This is a genomic window from Spiroplasma endosymbiont of Cantharis nigra, assembly GCF_964019925.1.
In the GTDB taxonomy this organism is placed as follows: Bacteria; Bacillota_I; Bacilli_A; order Mycoplasmatales; family Mycoplasmataceae; genus Spiroplasma_A.
Window position 1 is genome coordinate 1001859 of record NZ_OZ026470.1, and the last position, 18474, is coordinate 1020332.

Genomic DNA, 18474 nt, shown 5'->3' on the forward strand with positions numbered 1-18474 from the left:
TTTATTCTCCTTTATTTACTTTCTGTCTTTTTTTAATTAAATAAAATTCAACTAACATAGATATTGAGACATAAAATATAACAGCAATTGCTAATCATTTAAGAACTATATCAAAAGTTTTTTTGTCCATTCCTGCTCCCATTTGTAAGCCTACAAAGATTAGTAAAAACGAACATACAACACCAAAAATGGCTGATATTAAAATTAAATTGGACGTTTGTTGTAAATATTTTTTTCTTTTTATAAAAGTATATGCTGCAGGCAACATACATAAAGCTGATCCACAAGCCATTATAGGAAACACTACTTCTTGTTGTAATCCTAAAAAAGATAGTGTCGCCATTGCTGGTGCATATAGACCAATTCCAAATGATTGAATCATTCCTAAAAAGAAAAATACAATTGTTCCAATAATAATTCTTCATGGTTTATCCATAAGTGATGTTTTATCTCCAATATTTGATGTACTAATTACGTTAACTTGAGGATGAGTTAAAATCATTAATATTGCTACAAAAAATAAAACTACCCCCATAATAATTTTTATTGAAGTTTGATCTTTTATTTTTGATACAAATAAGGAACCTACAAAAGTCCCACAAATAATTGATATAACTAAAATTAATAGAGTGGCAATGTTTACTTGAATCGAACCAACAAATAAAGCTGACTCTATCAAAGCACTTACACCTAAAGCCACATTTAATGTTCCAGGTAACTTTGTATCATCTTTTATTGCTCTTGTTCCTTTTAATAAACCAGTAATAACTCCAAATGAACCAACACCAATTGTATCTGTAAACCCTCCAGTGAAACCTACTGCCAAAATTGCTTTTTCTTTTTGATTTACATCTTCGTATTTGACTTTTAATGTAAATCAAAAGTAAATTACACTAAATACAACTGCAGATAATAATAAAAATATACAAATTATAAAGGCAATTAATTGCTCCCCCTCTCAAATAACCTTCCCAGGGTTTTGTCAAGGGAAAAAAACTAAATAGTTAATTAAAATTGATATAATAGTTACTACCATTGCAATAGAAAAAAATAACATCCATTTAGCAAATTTTTTCTTATGCTCTTGCTTTGATAAAAGTAACTCTGATTCTTCTTTCACTATAATATTTTCCTTTCTCATTCTTTTCTTTCTACGGTTATAAAAACTTATAACCATTAATATGATAAAAAAAAAAAAAAAACCAATATTTTCTCCATTTTTTATTAAAATAATATAAATTTTTCCAATATAATAAAATAAAATATTTAAATAAAAACTATTATTTTTTGTAATAAAAGAGTAAAATAATTAGTGGTAAAGTTATGATAAGTTTAAAAATATTAAGCAATAACAATATTGTGATAAGAAGCTTCTTAACTAAGAAATCAAGATTCACTACCTATATTTCAAAAGTAACAAATAAAACTGAATTAGAAAATTTTATAAAAAAGTATATTGATAAAGGAGCAACTCATAATTGCTATGCTTTTAAGTATGGCCATGATAATTTAAATTATGGATACAACAATGATGGTGAACCAAACGGAACTGCAGGTGAACCATTATTAAAACTAATTGAAGTAAATAATGTTACTGATATTATAATATTTGTTAAAAGATATTATGGTGGAGTAAAATTAGGAAAAGGCGGATTGCAAAAAGCTTATACTAATTTAGCAATTGAAATAATGAAGGAAAGTGACTTTAAAAAATTAAGACTTCTAAATAATATAAAAATAAATTTTAAAATAGCAGATATTAAAGCTATTAATTTATTTTTATTAAAACAAGCTGAAGACATTAATTATACGTATACTGAAGATTTAGTTACGGTAGAATTCAATTTAGATAAAATTGAAAAAATTGACTCTATTAAAGATAAAATAAATATTTTAAAAATTAAGCAAGGGTATTATTAAAGGAGAACAATAATGGATAAGAAAAAAGTTGTGATTATAGATGGTTATCATCTTCTTCACAAAGGTTATTATGGAAGTTTAAAGAGAAAAAAAGTTGCTATAAATAGAGACGGAGTTTTAATAAATGCCGTATACGTCTTTGTAGCAAACGTCTTTCAATTAGTTCAATCAAATGAATATCATACTGTACTAGTTACATTTGATGTGGGAAAAGAATGTTGAAGAAAAGAAATATATCCAGAATATAAAGCAACAAGAAAAGAAACACCATCAGATTTAATTCCACAAATGCAATTAGTTAGAGATTTTTTAACTGCTGCAAATATACCATGATATGAAAAAGTTAAATATGAAGGTGACGATATCATGGGAACTATTTCTAGAATAGCTGTTAAACTTGGATATCAAGTTGAAATAGTTTCAAATGATAAAGATACATACCAATTAATTTGTGATGATGTAAAGGTTGTTTCACAACAATCAAAAAAATGTAAACAAGAAATAATAACAAAAAAAGAAGTTTTTGAAAAATTTGGTTGCAAACCCTGTCAAATACCTGATATAAAATCATTATTAGGTGATCAATCAGATAACATAAAGGGTGTTAGAGGAATGCATTATAATACAGCAACAAAATTAGTTGCAAAATATGGATGTGTTGAAAATATTTATAAAAACTTAACTGACTTTCCTGAAGAGCAAAGAAAAAAACTTGAGCTTTGCAAAGAAAAAGTTTTAATGAATAAGCAAATTGCAAAAATATTAAAAAATGTTGATATTGGTAGAATTAACTTTAAACCTTTAAGAATTAACTACATAAGATTTATGGGTTTTCTAAAAAGAGAGAAAATGTGAGCATTTACTAAAATGATTGAAGATAAAGTTAAACAACAACTTAGTTATAAAGAAAAAATAAAAACAGAGATACAAGAACTTTCTTAAATCTCTGTTTTTATTTTTTGACCTTTTTCATCAACCTCATAAAGTCTTTGAGTTAATATTCTAATTTGATCTTTTGAAACTCTTATTATTCCTCTATGAAGATGAATATATTTTATAGTTCCATCAACTTCATATTTCATATCACCAATAAGAAGTGTTGAAACAATTGAAGTATGGTTGGCATAAATTGTTATTTGTCCATCTGAAGTTCTTACATTTGCATATTCTACTTCCAAATCATCTATATATACGCCTTCAGGAGTAATGATTTTTAATTTAGTTAGTTGCATTATTTTTTATTTTTGAATCTTTCAATAACTTCTTCAACTGAACCTGCATACATAAATAAAATCTCAGGAATATAATCTAAACTACCATTTAATATAGATTCAAATGAACTTACTGTATCTTTAACTGCAACGTATTTACCACTTCTACCTGTAAATTTTTCACCAACAGTAAATGGTTGAGACATAAAGTTTCTTATTTTTCTTGCCCTATTAACTACAACTTTATCTTCTTCTGAAAGTTCTTCCATCCCAAGAATTGCTATTATTGATTGTAGTTCCTTGTATTTTTGTAAAGTTTCTTGTACTTTTAAAGCTATCTGATAATGATTCTCTCCTACAATTTGTGGATCTAACATCCTAGAATTTGAATTTAATGGATCAATTGCTGGATAGATTCCCAATGATGCAATAGTTCTATCCAAAACTACAGAAGCATCTAAGTGAGTAAATGTTGTAGCTGGAGCTGGATCAGTCAAATCATCTGCTGGTACATAAACTGCTTGTACAGATGTAATCGAACCTTTTTGAGTTGACGTAATTCTTTCTTGAAGTGCTCCCATTTCAGTTGCTAATGTTGGTTGATATCCAACAGCCGAAGGCATTCTTCCTAAAAGAGCAGAAACCTCTGAACCTGCTTGAGTAAATCTAAAAATATTATCAATAAATAAAAGTACATCTTGATTTTTAATATCTCTAAAATATTCTGCAATTGTTAAACCAGTAAGAGCAACTCTCATTCTTGCTCCTGGTGGTTCATTCATTTGACCAAAAACCAAAGATGTTTTATCAATAACTCCTGCATCTATCATTTCAAAATATAAATCATTGCCTTCTCTTGTTCTTTCACCAACTCCTGCAAATACAGAAATACCACCATGGGCTTTAGCCACATTATTAATTAACTCTTGAACAAGAACTGTTTTTCCAACTCCCGCTCCACCAAATAAACCAATTTTACCTCCTTTTGCAAAAGGCATCATTAAATCTATAACTTTAATTCCTGTTTCTAAAATCTCAGCAGAAGTAGCAAGTTCGTCATAATTTGGAGCTAATCTATGAATTGGCATTCTTTCTCCTTTAACTGGAGGTTTATCATCTATTGGATCACCTAAAACATTAAACATTCTTCCCAGAACTTTATCTCCTACTGGAACACTAATCGGTCCTCCAGTATTTGTTCCAATGATTCCACGAACTAAACCTTCAGTAGGACCCATAGCAATAGTTCTAACCAAGTCATCACCAATATGTTGAACAACTTCTAAAACAAGTTTTATTCCATTATTATCCAATTCGATTGTATTATAAAGTTTTGGCATATCCTCTTGTTTGAATTTTACATCCACAACAGGACCCATTACTTGAACAACTTTACCTTGTGTAATTTTTTCTGTCATACTTATTACCTCTAATCTTCATTTTGAGCATTAGCTCCTCCAATAATTTCACTAATTTCTTGTGTAATATTTTCTTGTCTTTTTCTATTAAATACTACACTTAAATTTTCTGAAAGTTCCTTACCATTTTTATTTGCAGCTTCCATAGCCATTCTTCTACTTGCATGTTCTGACACTTGTGATTCAATGATTGTACCAAATAAAATTGTATTTAAATACATTGAAACACTTGTTGTTAATACAGTTTCTGGATCTGGTTCTAAAATTAAATCTTGATGTAATTCATTCTCATCTTGATTTTTTTCAATTGGAAACATATCTAAAACAGTTGGTTCAAAAGTAACATTATTAATAAATTTTGTATAGACAATTTTTATTTGATCAAATTCTTTTTGAACAAAAGAGTTTAGTAAATTAACTGACATTTTTCTTGATTGCTCATTTGAAAAATCAACATCAATATCTAAAAATTCCTCTTTAATATTTATATTATTTGCTCTACAAAAGTTAACAACCTTTGTTCCAATTGCAATTACACTATCTGTTTTTTTATTTACTAATGGTTTTAATACTTTAAAAATACTTGAGTTATACCCACCACATAATCCTAAATTAGAACCAATAACAATTCATAAAGTACTGTTTAATACTTGGCTTTGTTTTTTTAAATATATTGAGTCCTCTGAGTGTGAAATAATATAATTAAAAACATCGTATACTTCATCTAAATAAGTTTGAATGTTTCCCATCCTTTTAGATATTTTTTTTAATTTTGCTGTTGCAACTAATTCCATTGCCCCAGTAATTTTACCAATATCTTTTATTGAACTTATTCCAGCTTTTAATTCACTTAAATTTGCCATACTAACCTAAACTTTCATACTCATCTTTTTTACCATAGTCATCAACTTTATAACCTTGTAACTTTGAAGTAATATTTTTTAAAACCAGTATCAATTGAGATTTTACAGAAGCATATAAATTATCACTAAACTCTTTTTCTGCTTCTAGCATTTTTCTAAGAGCTTTAGCATTTTTATCATTTTCAAAATGGTAAAAAACTGACTCTTTAAAATTAATCATTTCACTTAGTGGTAATCATTTTATTAATCTTTCTTTAATAGATAATAATAAAATTGCTTGATCAATTTGGGCTGTTGGTTTATATTGTCTTTGCTTTAGAAGTTCAACAATTTTTTGACCATGATTTAATGTTTCTTTTGTAGTTTCATCTAGATCACTCCCAAATTTTGCAAATGCTTGTAACTCATAATATTGAGCCAATTCCAATTTTAAAGTACTAGCTACTTGTTTAACTGCTTTAATTTGAGCTGCAGAACCTACCCTTGATACAGACAATCCAGTATCAACAGCTGGTCTAATACCTGAGTTAAATAATTGCTCTGATAAAAAGATTTGCCCATCAGTAATTGAAATTACATTGGTTGGTATATATGCAGATATATCTCCAGCTTGAGTTTCAACAATTGGTAAAGCTGTAATACTTCCTCCACCAAAATTTTCATTTACTCTTGCTGCTCTTTCAAGTAATCTTGAGTGTAGATAAAAAACATCTCCTGGATATGCTTCACGACCTGGTGGACGTCTTAATAATAAAGATAAAGTTCGATAAGCAATTGCATGCTTTGATAAATCATCATAAATAATTAAAACATCATCACCTTTAGACATTCATTCTTCTGCAATTGAAACTCCAGTATAAGGAGCTATATATTGAATTGGTGCTGATTCACTTGCTGATGCTGAAATTACTGTTGTATATTCCATTGACCCAGCTTGTTTTAATTTTTCAACAACTTGAGCAACTGTTGACTCTTTTTGACCAATAGCTACATAAATACACTTAACATTTTTTCCTTTTTGATTAATAATTGAATCAATAGCAATTGCTGTTTTACCAGTTTGTCTATCACCAATAATTAATTCACGTTGTCCTTTTCCAATAGGTATTATTGAGTCAATTGACATAATTCCTGTTTCCATTGGTTGATTAACTGATTTTCTAGACATAACTCCTGAAGCAATTTTTTCTACTGGTGCAAATTTTGTATTCTTCAATGGTCCATTTCCATCAATTGGTGAACCCATTCCATTTAAAACTCTTCCCAAGAGAGTATCACCAACTGGAGTTTCAACAACTTTGCAGGTTCTAATAACTTTATCACCCTGACGAATTTTTGAATCATCACCCATAATAACTGCACCAACTGCACCCTCTTCCAAATTAAGAGCCATACCATAAATATCATTTGAGAAAATTAAAAGTTCACCCATCATAACATCTTCAAGTCCAAATAAAAGAGCAACACCATCACCAATACTTGCAACAGTACCTTCTTGTGATTGAATAATATTTTTGCCATATTCTTTAATTTGTTTTTTTATAACCTCTGATATTTCATTTATTTTAAGTGACATATCTTTACCTCTGCTCTCTATTTTCCAAAATAATATTTTTCATATCTTCAACTTTTCCCTTTAATGAAAAATCAAAAATATTATTAGCAACTTCAATTCTAATACCAGCAATTAAAGAGTTATCAATTTTGTTTTCCAGTTTTATATTTTGATTTATTTTATTTTTAATTTTTTCTTCAATGGTAGAAATATATTTTTGATCAATTTTTAAAGTTGAATAAATTATTCCTTTTTTAATATCTAAACTCTCTCATAATTTTTTTATTGCAGCATTTAAGATATATTCTATATATGAAAAAATTTCTCTTTCAACAATTAATTTTAAACAATTTAGAACTAATGGTTCTAAATCTTTTTTAAAAATATTTTCAATAAATTTTATTCTAGTTTTAACATCAATAAATTTATTTGATAAAAAGTATATTGCTTCTTGATTTAGCTCAAAAATGTTTTTTAATTCTTCTAAAGTTTTTGTAAATGATTTAGCTTTTTTTTCTTCAACAATTAATTCACAAATTGCTGTTGCTCAATTATTAATTAAAGATTGTTTAATCACTTAATTAATCCAAACTATTTATAAACTCTTTAATCATTTTTTCATTTTTATCTTTAGAAATATTTTCGTTTAAAATTTTTTCAGCTGCTACAAATGCCAGATCAATAACTTCTTGTCTCATTTGCTCATACATTTCATTTTTTTCAAGTTGAATTGTCTTTTGAGCATGGTTTTGAATATTTGCAGCTTCTGCTCTTGCATTTTCCATAATCTCTAACTTCAAATTATCAGCTGATAATTTTGCTGAATTCATTATCATTTTAGATTCTTCTTTTGCTGAATCTAAAATTTGAAAAGCTTCTTTATTATTTTTATTTGCTTTTGCCTGTTTTGAAACAGCATCATCCAATAATTCACTAATTTTTTTTCTACGTTCTTTTATTGTTTCTCTAAAAGGTTTATAAACTAACTTAGTTAATAATATTAATATAATTATTGTTGATAGAATATGAGCAATAAAATTTGCTAAGTTAGGAAATAAATTTTCAATAATATTTGGTATTCCAGCATCTAAAAACATAAAATTCATCTCATCTTTCTTAAGCTACAAAAATTAATAAAATTGCAATTACAAGTGCGTATATAGCTCCTGATTCTGCAAAACCAGCAGTAATAATTAGTGTAGAGGTAATTTTTGGTGCTGTTTCTGGATTTCTACCAATTGCGATACAAGCTCCATATCCTACTATTCCTTGTCCAATTGATGCTCCAACCATTCCCATTCCTGTAAGTCCTGCCCCAAGAAGTTTTAATCCATCTCCTACTTCATTCGCTTCAGCAAAAAACATTAATAACGTTGAGTATAAGGGCATAATTGAAATAAAGTTACCCCCTAGATTTGTAAGTATTTGTGCAAACATATTTTTTTCTCCTTTTATAAATTATCTTTCAATTTTTTCTTCTCCATCATTAAGACCTTCACCTAGTTTAGCACCAGATCAATAAGAAAGGGTTAACATTGAAAAAACTACTGCTTGAATGGTTCCATCAAATAAATCAAAGTATAAATGTAACCATGGTAATGAAACTACTGAAAAAACATTAAATCCTGCTCATCAGTAATTTAATTTATTATCTCAATCCATTCCAGGACCATTTGGTCAAAATATATTACCTTGAAGTTGTATTAGACTTGCATAAAGCAATCCTAATAAAATACTACCTCCAAGCATATTTCCAAATAGTCTAAAAGAAAGAGATATTAAAGGGACAAACTGTCCTAAAATCTCTATTGGATTATAATATCTTTTAAAAAAAGCTAACTTTTGATACCTTAATCCGTAATAATAAATTCCTATAAATGTTACAAATCCCATTGAGAATGTAACTGTATAAGAGGTTGTTAATGACTCTATTCCCAAAATTGATACTACAGAAGAAACTATTATATACATAAAAATATACATTATGTATGGAGTTAATTTTCTGTATTTTTTACCCATGATTGTAATAACCATATTTTCAACCTTAGTAATAAACATTTCTGTTAAAACTAAAAATCCAGTTAATTTTTTATCTTCTTTATAATTTCTAATTTTTACATTATAAACTATACAAAATGTACAAATAATAATGCAAGTTATTAGTATAGATAAAAGTTGAGGGGTAATTGAAAATAAAACATCACCAAAGCCTTTGTCATCTGCAAGGAACATATATACTCCTTTCTCTTTTAATAGTTACCATATAAAAATTCACTTACTTGGCTTTATTAAAATAAACTGAGGGAATTCAATTTACTATAAAAGCAATTACTAATCCATATATATTAAATATGTTAGGTAAGTAAAAACTTATAAGGAATGGAACAATATAAAACCCTATTCGCAATGTTGTAATAAACATATAACTGTAAGGATTTAAATTATCGATCAAATTTTTTATTCCTAATTTCATAAAAAATAATGAAAAAAACAAAAAACAAGAACCTAAGAGATACCCCGTAACTAATGAAAAATTTACTAATTTTAAAACAAATAAGATTGTTAATAAGCATGTAATCATTGATATAAGAGATATTAATATAATTTTTCCTTTATTTTTAAACAAATTATAATCTCCTTATTAAGTTCCATCTAATTAATAATACTCTTATTAATTTATAAAATCTAGGAAAATTATAGTCATAATAAAAAAATAGATACATTAAATATATCTATTTTGTTCCAAAAATTCTATCTCCAGCATCTCCAAGACCCGGTTCTATAAAGCCACTTTCATTTAAAATTGGGTCTAAACTAGCAGTATAAATATCTACATCTGGATGGTCTTTAATAATTCTATCCACACCCTTTTGCACAGCAACTAAACAAACAAACTTTATTTGAATTGCTCCTCAAGATTTAGCTATTTCAATTGCCTTTGAAGCACTACCACCCGTTGCTAACATTGGGTCAACAACAATAACATAACTACTTTCAATATCTTTTGTTGTTTTTGCAAAGTATTGCACAGGTTCTAAAGTTTCTTCATCTCTATAAAGTCCAATATGCGCAATTCTTGAAGTAGGTACTAATCTTTGTATTCCCTCTGTCATTCCCAATCCTGCTCTAATAATTGGTACTAAAACTACTGGAACATCTAACTTATATCCCTTTGTTAAAGTCACAGGTGTTTTGATATCAATTTCTTGTATAGGAACATCTCTAAAAATTTCATAAACCATTAGTTGCCCTATTTCATTTAAGTTTTCTCTAAAGTCTTTAGAAGATGTATCCTCTTTTCTCATTCTAGTTAATTTATCTAGAATAAGAGGATGTTTAATAATTGTAAAAGCCATTTGATAACCCCCTTATTGATTATTTAGTTTTTCTACTCTATTTTTATGTCTTTCTTCAAATTCTGTATTTAAAAAAAAATCTACAAGTCTAACTGCTTTTTCATTTGCAATTATTCTTGCTCCAAGAGCTAAGATATTTGCATTATTATGTTGTCTTGCCAAGATTGTTGTTTGATCTTCATAACATAAAGCGGCACGTGCACCTTTTACTTTGTTTGCAGCTATGGATATTCCAATACCTGTCCCACAAATTATTATTCCATAGGTATTATTTTCAACAACTTTTTTTGCAACTTCTTTACCAAAATCAGGATAGTCCACTGAATGACTATTATCTGTTCCAATATTTATCACTTCATGACCTTTTGTTTTTAAAAATTCCACTATTTGATTTTTCATTTCAATACCTGCATGATCATTTCCGATGTATATTTTCATAATTAAAAGCTCCCTCAAAATGAATATACACTATTTTAAAATTAAAAAAACTTAAAATAAAAAAAGGTTTTCACCTTTTTAATATTCTGAATCGTAAGTTTCCTTACCTTTTTTAATTATATCTGCACTACCAGTTAACCCTGTTCCAGCTGGAATTAAATTTCCTAACATAATGTTTTCTTTTAATCCCTCTAGTTTATCAATTTTTCCTTTGATTACCGCTTTTACAAGAACTCTTGCTGTATCTTGGAATGACGCACTTGATAATCAAGAATCTGATTCAAGTGGAGCTTTTTTAATACCAAAGATAACATGTTTTGCAAGTGGTGGTTTTTTACCAGCAATAATTGCAAGTTTAACTTCATTTCTAAATGTTCTTGAAGAAATAACTTCTCCAGGAAGTAATTCAGTTTCTCCTGAGTCAATAATTTTAACTTTATTTAACATTTGTTTAACAATAATTTCAATATACTTATCTGAAATTTCAATACCTTGTAGACGATATACTTTTTGAACTTCTTTCAAAATATAGTTTTGTACATCTTCAATTCTTGCAACTTCTAATAATTCTTTAATATTTATTGCACCTTCTGTTAATTTTTGACCACGAGTTACAAATTCACCTTCGGTTACTCTTAAAATAGCTCCATATTGTGATTTGTATTTTCTTTCGTCTTGTTCGGAAGCAACAACTATTGTTATAATTCCTTCTTCTTCTTTTGCTTCTTTAATAACACCATCAATTTGTGAAATTATAGCAATTGAACCTTTTGGATTTGTAACGTCAAGTAATTCCTTAATACGAGGTAATCCTTGAGTAATATCTGCTCCACCAGCAACCCCTCCAGTATGGAAAGTACGCATAGTTAGCTGAGTACCTGGTTCACCAATAGATTGTGCTGCAATAACTCCAACAGGTTCACCAATTGTAACAATCTCTCCTGTTGCTAAGTTTATTCCATAACATTTTCTACATACACCACGGTTTGTATCACATGTTAAAACTGTTCTAATTTGAACTTCTTCAATTCCAGCATTAATAATATCATCTGCCAATTGTAATGTAATAAGTTCATTAGCTTCAATAATTGTTTTTCCTTTTGAACTAATAACATCATTGAAAGTAAATCTTCCAACTAATCTATCTTTTAAAGGAACAATTATATTATCATGTTTAGTTTCAATAATTGAATGAACATCAAACCCTTTTGTTGTTTTACAATCATCTTCAGTAACAATAATCTCTTGTGATATATCCACAAGTCTTCTTGTTAAATAACCTGAGTCGGCAGTTTTCAAGGCAACGTCAGCCATACCTTTTCTTGCTCCGTGAGTAGAAATGAAATATTCTGAAACAGTTAAACCTTCACGGAATGAAGACTTAATTGGAATTTCTTTAATATCACCTTTCGGGTCATTCATAAGACCCCTCATACCTACTAACTGTGTAAAGTTCGAAACATTACCACGAGCTCCTGAATCGGCCATAACAAATACTGGATTTTTTGGATCTTTTTTTAGAACTTCTTCAAGTTTATTTTGAATTTTATCTTTTACTTGAGATCATACAGTAATTACTCTACGTTTTTTCTCAGTTTTTGTTAACATACCCATATTATAGAAATTAGTAATTTGAGTTACTTTTTCATCTGCAATTTTAAAATCTTCAAATTTTTGTGTATAAGCAACAACGTCAGCTGCACTAATTGTTGTTCCAGATTTTGATGAGAATTTAAATCCTAAATCCTTCATGTTATCTAACATCTGAGCAGTTCTTTGTGCTCCAAATAATTTAAAGTATCTTTCAATAATTGAAGATAATTCTTTTTTCTTAATTGGTTGTTGAATTTGATATTCCTTTTGAATATAAGTTCTTATATCAGTATTTCCATCGATCACAAACTTCTCAATTTCTTCTTCTGCATTATTAATATTTGCATTAACAATTCAAGGGAATTCTTCAACAAACATTTGGTTAAAGAATATTTTACCAACAGTTGTAATTAAGAATTTATCTTTATGTTTATCTGATATTTTTTTATTTTTAAGTTCACTAATTGGAATTGCAACAATTGCATTTAATGAAACAGAATCAGTTTCATATGCGATTTTTACTTCATCATAATTTGTAAATAAAGTTCCTTCACCAAGTACACCTTTTTCCTCTGTTGTTATGTAATAGTTTCCTAAAATCATATCTTGAGTTGGAGTAACAATTGGTTTACCATCTTTTGGTCCAAGAATAGCTTTTGAACCTAACATAAGTGCTCTAGCTTCAGCAACAGCTTCATCACTAATTGGTAAATGGACAGCCATTTGATCACCATCGAAATCGGCATTAAATGCTGTTGTTACTAATGGGTGAAGTCTAATTGCTTTTCCTTTAACTAACTTTGGTTCAAATGCTTGAATACCTAAACGGTGAAGAGTAGGAGCACGGTTTAATAAAACCGGTCTATCTTTAATTACTTCCTCTAAAACGTCTCATACTTTTGCATCATTTGCTAATATCATTTTTTCTGCAACTTTTACATTCTCAGCAAGATCTTTTTCCTGTAATCTTCTAATGATAAATGGTTTAAATAATGTAATTGCCATATCTCTTGGAATACCAGCTTGATACATTTTTAAATCAGGTCCAATTGCAATAACTGAACGTCCTGAATAGTCAACACGTTTTCCTAAAAGGTTTTGACGAAATCTTCCTTGCTTACCTTTTAAAATTGATGTTAATGATTTTAAAGGACGTTTATCTTTACCAGTTACTGGTCTTGGTTTACGTTCATTATCTAATAAAGCATCAACTGCTTCTTGAAGCATACGTTTTTCATTATTAACAATAATACTTGGAGCTCCCATTGATTTAACTTTTTTTAGACGTTCATTTCTAATAATAATTCTTCTATATAAATCGTTGATTTCAGAAGTAGTAAATCTACCACCATCCAATTGAATAATTGGTCTAATATCTGGTGGAATTACTGGAATAACATGTAAAATCATTCATTCCGGTCTTGATTTAGATTTTTTTAGTGAGTCTAAAACTTCTAAACGTTTCATTAGTTTATTTTGTTCAGATGAACCTCTTTTTTCTTTTAAGTCATATCTGATTTTTTCAATTTCTTTTTCTAAATTAATATTTTTTAATAAGTCTTCAATGGCATTAGCACCAATTCCAAACTTAGCATTAATATATCTCGAAATAAAAGTTGCTGCTTCATCCATTGAAAATGGTAAGCTTGGAGTTCTTAATTGATTAATTAAATTCTCAGCTCTTTTTCAAGAAAATGTCTCTGGTTCAATTCCAGCTTTAATATCTTCAAGTGTTTTTAATAATTTTTCTCTTGTTTTTAAACTTGCTTTTGCATTCCCTAAATCTAAAACCATTCCTTTTTTAAGGTGTTTTGAATTTCCAGGATCTAAAACAATATAACTTACAAAATAAACAACTTCTTCAACTTCCTTAGTTTTTAAATCTAAAATTGAAGCAATTCTTGAAGGAGCAACTTTTAACATTCAAATATGAGTTACTGGCTCTTCAAGCTCAATATGTCCCATTCTTTCACGTCTAACAATTGATTCAGTAATTTCTACTCCACAACGCTCACAAATTTTACCTTTGTTTTTTACTTTTTTGTATTTCCCACAGGCACATTCATAATTTCTAGTTGGTCCAAATATTCTTTCGTCGAATAAACCTTCTTTTTCTGTTTTTAATGTTTTATAGTTAATTGTTTCTGGTTTTGTAACTTCACCACGTGATCAAGATCTAATCACATCTGGAGAAGCTAATTCAATTTTAATCATTCTCTTATTTGAAATTGCCATCTTAAAACTTCTCCTCTTTTATTCTTCTATACTTTCATCTTCAAAAGTAATAACGTCATCTTCGCTAGTTTCACTAAATCCTGCAAGATCAGCATCATTAAATGATGAATCTGCTAATAATTCTTCGTCGATTTCAAAATCATCGTCATCATCATATGCATTGATTTGCACTTTTTTACCATCTTGGTCAATCATATGCATATCAAATCCTAATCCCATAATCTCTTTTGTAAGAACATTAAATGATTCAGGAATTCCTGGTTTAGGAATTGGTTTAGATCTAACAATTGATTCATATGTTTTAATACGACCTTTAATATCATCAGATTTAATAGTTAAGATTTCTCGTAATGTATAAGCAGCACCATAAGCTTCAAGTGCTCAAACTTCCATTTCTCCAAATCTTTGACCACCATTTTGAGCTTTTCCTCCTAATGGTTGTTGAGTAATTAATGAGTATGGACCAATGTTTCTTGTATGTAATTTATCATCAACCATGTGAGATAGTTTTAACATGTACATTACACCAACAGAGATTGGTTTATCAAACGCTTCTCCTGTTTGACCATCAATCAATGTTACTTTTCCATAGTTATCCATTCCAGCTTCTTTCATAATATCTTGTAGTTCTTGCTCTTTAACTCCTTCAAAAACAGGAGTATTAACTTTAATTCCAAGTTTTTTTGCAGCCATTCCTAAGTGAATTTCTAGTACTTGTCCAATATTCATACGTGAAGGAACCCCTTGTGGATTTAACATAATGTCAACTGGAGTTCCATCTTCCATATGTGGCATATCTTCAACAGGTAAGATTTTTGAAATAACACCTTTGTTACCATGACGTCCAGCCATTTTATCTCCCTCTTGAATTTTACGTTTTTGAACAACATAAACTTTAATAATTTCCAAAATATCAGCTGGTAGATCATGTCCATCAACTCTTGAGAAACGTTTAATTGATTTAATAATTCCTTCACCACCATTTGGTACTCTTAAAGAATTATCTTTAACATTTCTTGATTTTTCTCCAAAAATAGCATGTAATAATTTATCTTCTGGTGATAATTGAGTTTGTGATTTTGGAGTAACTTTACCTACTAAAATATCCCCAACTTTAACCTCTGCACCAATTGCAACAATACCATCTTCATCCAAGTACTTTTTACTTGCTTCAGAAATATTTGGAATATCTCTAGTAATTTCTTCTGGTCCTTGTTTTGTTTGTCTTCTTTCAATTGTATATTCATCAATATGAATTGAAGTAAATCTATCTTCAATTACAATACGTTCAGAAACAATAACAGCATCTTCATAGTTATAACCATTTCAAGTTGTAAAAGCTACAACTACATTTTGTCCAAGAGCTAATTCCCCATTTTCCATTGATGGTCCATCAGCTAAAATATCTCTTGCTTTAACTTTATCTCCAATTTTAACAATTGGTAAATGAGTTAAAGCTGTTCCATTATTTGAACGACTAAAATCATTTAAATCATATGTTTTAATTCCATCTTTTTGTTCAACAACAACTTTTTTAGAATCCACATATTTAATAATCCCTGGAGCTGTTGCAACAATTGCATCTCCTGAGTCACGAGCAGCTTCATGTTCCACACCAGTTCCAACAATTGGAGATTCTGGATTAATCAATGGTACAGCTTGACGTTGCATGTTTGCACCCATAAGTGCACGGTTAGCATCATCGTTTTCTAAGAATGGAATACATGAAGTAGCAATTGAAACAATTTGTTTTGGAGAAACGTCAACATAGTCAACATCCTTAGGACTAACCATAATGTCATCTCCTCTATAACGAGCAATTACTTGGTCATCTAAAATTGTTCCATCTTCACCAAGATTAATATTGGCCTGAGCAACAACATAATCTTTTTCTTTATCTGCAGTTAAATATTCATATTCTCCTGACATAACTTTAGTATTTTTAACTTTTCTATATGGAGTCTCAATGAACCCGTATTCGTTGATTTTTGCATAAGTTGATAAATTGTTAATCAATCCAATATTTGGTCCCTCAGGGGTTTCAATTGGACATATTCTACCATAGTGAGAAGGGTGAACGTCACGCACTTCTAAAGCAGCTCTATCTCTACTTAGACCACCCGGTCCTAAAGCAGTTAATCTACGTTTATTTGTTAATTCTGCTAATGGGTTAGTTTGATCCATAAATTGTGATAATTGTGAAAGATTAAAAAATTCACCAATTATTGCAGTTAATGGTTTATTGTTAATAATACTTGATGGTTTCATTTTGAATGGATTTGAAGTAGCAAGTTTTTCTCTTACATTTTTTTCAATACGCATCATACCAATTCTAAATTGATTTTGTAGTAATTCTCCAACTGTTCTAACTCTTCTGTTCCCTAAATGATCAATATCATCTATTTCACCAATACCATCCATTAGATTTATAGCATATGAAATTGTTGCAACTATATCTGGTAGATTAATAAATTCATCTTTTGATTTTTTTGTAATCCCAATAATTGTTGCTGTTTCATCTCTTAAGTCATTATCTTTAAATACTTTTACCTTTTGAATTTCATTTCCTGAAGTTATTTGTTCATTAAAACTAATTTTTTGAACCATTGCTCCAGCTTCTAAAACTCTATCTAAATCATTTAAAATATCTTTTGTAATTTCTATTCCTTTTTCAAAAGCAATTTTACCCTTTACATCTATAATGTCTTCAGCTAAAACACGTCCAATTAATCTATTTTTTACAGATAATTTTTGTTGTAATTTAAATCTTCCTGCTTTTGTTAAATCATATTTTCTTTTATCAAATAGTAAACCATATAAATATTTACTTGCTCCATCAGCTGTTGCTGTTTCACCTTGACGTATTTTTTTATAAATTTCTTGAACTTGGTTTTCATAATCTATTTCAATATCTCCAGTTAATGTGTCTAAGTCATAACTTGATGAAATTACTTCATTATTATCAAATAAGTCTAAAATTTGTTCTTTTTGCATTTTAAATGCAGTTAATAAACTTGTTGCAGTAGTTTTTCTAGATTTGTCAATTTTTACATAGAATACATTTAATACTTTATTATCCAAAGCTTTTTTTGAATCTAATTCAAATTCTAATCATGTTCCTCTTGAGGGAATAATATCTGCAAAGTAAATCATTTCCCCATTTTTACGGTTCATTTCTTCTTTAAAATAACTTCCTGGTGAACGAACTAATTGTGAAACAACTACTTTTTCACTACCATTAATAACAAATGTTCCTCTATCTGTCATTAGAGGGAATTCTCCAAAGAAAACTTCTCCTGTTTTGTAAACATCAATATTTGCTAAATAGAATTCTTCTTTGTCTTCTTTAATTTCAATTTGAATTGTATCTTTTTCGCCAACTTTACTTTTGAATTCAAAAAAGTAAAGTGCTCCTTTACTGTCTTTAAATTCAACTCCAGTTGATTCTAATTTTTCTTGTAATCATCCTTTTAGGAATGTTTCCATTGATCCTGAAATTTCTTCTTTAAAAACTTCAACATCCTCCATATGAATAGTTAAAGATAAATTTGAATAAATTGGTGCTTCAAATATTTTTGACTCTTCTTTTGCTTTTGTTATTGAAAGTCTTGGTTCTCTAAACTCTCAATCAGTCATTGATAATACTATATCTCCATCAGCTGAAACAACTGGAAAAACTTCTTCAAATACTTCATTTATTCCCTTATTTTTAAATCAATCAAATGTGTCTGTTTGTAACTCAATAAGATTTGGTAATTCTAAATCACCTGATACCTTAGCATAGTCACGCCTTTCCACTAGTGCATTAATTTTCTTGATTTTGTAATTCATTTAATAGTGTCCCCCGTTCAAATAAAACATACGCAAAAAAATTCTATCTTATTT

Annotated in this window: 16 protein-coding genes; 2 read left to right on the forward strand and 14 right to left on the reverse strand. The window is 28.7% G+C overall.

The genetic code is table 4. The features are described 5' to 3' along the window. Window position 1: 1 nt before the first annotated feature. Window positions 2-1141, reverse strand: a complete 1140-nt coding sequence (locus tag AACL04_RS04345; protein WP_339029867.1) for a TSUP family transporter — start codon at window positions 1139-1141, stop codon at window positions 2-4. 182 nt (window positions 1142-1323) lie between these two features. On the opposite strand from AACL04_RS04345, the gene AACL04_RS04350 reads away from it, so the two are divergent. Both AACL04_RS04350 and AACL04_RS04355 read left to right on the forward strand, forming a co-directional pair. Further along, a complete protein-coding gene (locus AACL04_RS04350; protein WP_339029869.1) occupies window positions 1324-1920 on the forward strand; it encodes a YigZ family protein in 597 nt (198 codons plus the stop codon). A 12-nt stretch (window positions 1921-1932) separates the two neighbouring features. Further along, window positions 1933-2862: a 5'-3' exonuclease gene (locus AACL04_RS04355; protein WP_339029871.1), complete on the forward strand. Its 930-nt coding sequence runs from the start codon at window positions 1933-1935 to the stop codon at window positions 2860-2862. Here AACL04_RS04355 and AACL04_RS04360 read toward each other — a convergent pair. The 13 genes from AACL04_RS04360 to AACL04_RS04415 all read right to left on the reverse strand — a co-directional run bounded on the left by AACL04_RS04360 (window position 2859) and on the right by AACL04_RS04415 (window position 18420). After that, window positions 2859-3152, reverse strand: coding sequence for a F0F1 ATP synthase subunit epsilon (locus AACL04_RS04360; protein WP_339029873.1), 294 nt, complete (start codon window positions 3150-3152; stop codon window positions 2859-2861). The genes AACL04_RS04355 and AACL04_RS04360 overlap by 4 nt on opposite strands. Then, the gene (gene atpD / locus AACL04_RS04365; RefSeq protein WP_339029874.1) at window positions 3152-4549 is read right to left on the reverse strand and encodes a F0F1 ATP synthase subunit beta; all 1398 of its coding nucleotides are present in this window, start codon (window positions 4547-4549) and stop codon (window positions 3152-3154) included. Before atpD ends, AACL04_RS04360 begins: the two co-directional genes overlap by 1 nt. 11 nt (window positions 4550-4560) lie before the next feature. Beyond that, window positions 4561-5412 (reverse strand): ATP synthase F1 subunit gamma, encoded by an 852-nt coding sequence (gene atpG, locus AACL04_RS04370; RefSeq protein WP_339029875.1) that lies wholly within the window; start codon window positions 5410-5412, stop codon window positions 4561-4563. Between the two features lies 1 nt (window position 5413). Beyond that, window positions 5414-6988: a F0F1 ATP synthase subunit alpha gene (atpA, locus tag AACL04_RS04375; RefSeq protein WP_339029876.1), complete on the reverse strand. Its 1575-nt coding sequence runs from the start codon at window positions 6986-6988 to the stop codon at window positions 5414-5416. Window positions 6989-6992: 4 nt separating this feature from the next. Beyond that, window positions 6993-7544, reverse strand: a complete 552-nt coding sequence (locus AACL04_RS04380; protein ID WP_339029878.1) for a F0F1 ATP synthase subunit delta — start codon at window positions 7542-7544, stop codon at window positions 6993-6995. A gap of 4 nt (window positions 7545-7548) precedes the next feature. Next, a complete protein-coding gene (gene atpF, locus AACL04_RS04385; protein ID WP_339029880.1) occupies window positions 7549-8064 on the reverse strand; it encodes a F0F1 ATP synthase subunit B in 516 nt (171 codons plus the stop codon). Between the two features lie 19 nt (window positions 8065-8083). Continuing rightward, a complete protein-coding gene (locus tag AACL04_RS04390) occupies window positions 8084-8332 on the reverse strand; it encodes a F0F1 ATP synthase subunit C (protein WP_422397915.1) in 249 nt (82 codons plus the stop codon). 93 nt (window positions 8333-8425) lie between these two features. Then, a complete protein-coding gene (locus AACL04_RS04395; RefSeq protein WP_339029884.1) occupies window positions 8426-9199 on the reverse strand; it encodes a F0F1 ATP synthase subunit A in 774 nt (257 codons plus the stop codon). A gap of 43 nt (window positions 9200-9242) precedes the next feature. Then, complete coding sequence (locus AACL04_RS05535; protein WP_422397898.1) at window positions 9243-9593, reverse strand: MG406 family protein; 351 nt, start codon at window positions 9591-9593, stop codon at window positions 9243-9245. Between the two features lie 106 nt (window positions 9594-9699). Next, window positions 9700-10323, reverse strand: coding sequence for a uracil phosphoribosyltransferase (upp, locus tag AACL04_RS04400; RefSeq protein ID WP_339029886.1), 624 nt, complete (start codon window positions 10321-10323; stop codon window positions 9700-9702). Window positions 10324-10335: 12 nt separating this feature from the next. Further along, complete coding sequence (rpiB, locus tag AACL04_RS04405; RefSeq protein ID WP_339029888.1) at window positions 10336-10761, reverse strand: ribose 5-phosphate isomerase B; 426 nt, start codon at window positions 10759-10761, stop codon at window positions 10336-10338. Window positions 10762-10839: 78 nt separating this feature from the next. Then, the gene (gene rpoC / locus AACL04_RS04410; RefSeq protein ID WP_339029889.1) at window positions 10840-14589 is read right to left on the reverse strand and encodes a DNA-directed RNA polymerase subunit beta'; all 3750 of its coding nucleotides are present in this window, start codon (window positions 14587-14589) and stop codon (window positions 10840-10842) included. 18 nt (window positions 14590-14607) lie between these two features. After that, entirely contained in the window at window positions 14608-18420 is a 3813-nt protein-coding gene (locus tag AACL04_RS04415; protein ID WP_339029891.1) for a DNA-directed RNA polymerase subunit beta, read from the reverse strand. Window positions 18421-18474 lie beyond the last annotated feature (54 nt).